This is a genomic window from Buttiauxella agrestis ATCC 33320 (assembly GCF_000735355.1).
Taxonomy (GTDB): Bacteria; Pseudomonadota; Gammaproteobacteria; order Enterobacterales; family Enterobacteriaceae; genus Buttiauxella; species Buttiauxella agrestis.
On record NZ_JMPI01000084.1, the window covers coordinates 1 to 386 of the forward strand.

General features: G+C 58.0%; 1 pseudogene. It reads left to right on the forward strand.

From position 1 onward, the window contains the following. Positions 1–386 (forward strand): annotated as a pseudogene (gene cpsG, locus GBAG_RS21750) (colanic acid biosynthesis phosphomannomutase CpsG); the annotation flags it as partial.

The window sequence follows — 386 nt, forward strand, 5'->3', positions numbered from 1 at the left end:
GTGCCGCTGACGTTTATCAAAGTGCACAACCAGCCTGACGGCAACTTCCCGAACGGTATCCCGAACCCGCTGCTGCCAGAGTGCCGCGACGACACCCGCAATGCGGTGATTGAACACGGCGCGGATATGGGGATTGCCTTTGACGGCGATTTCGACCGCTGCTTCCTGTTCGATGAGAAAGGGCAGTTTATCGAGGGTTATTACATCGTCGGCCTGCTGGCGGCGGCCTTCCTCGAAAAACAGCCGGGGGCGAAAATTATTCACGACCCGCGCCTGTCGTGGAACACGGTGGATATCGTCGAGCGCGCAGGTGGCACGCCGGTGATGTCGAAAACTGGGCATGCGTTTATCAAAGAGCGCATGCGTCAGGAAGATGCGATTTACGG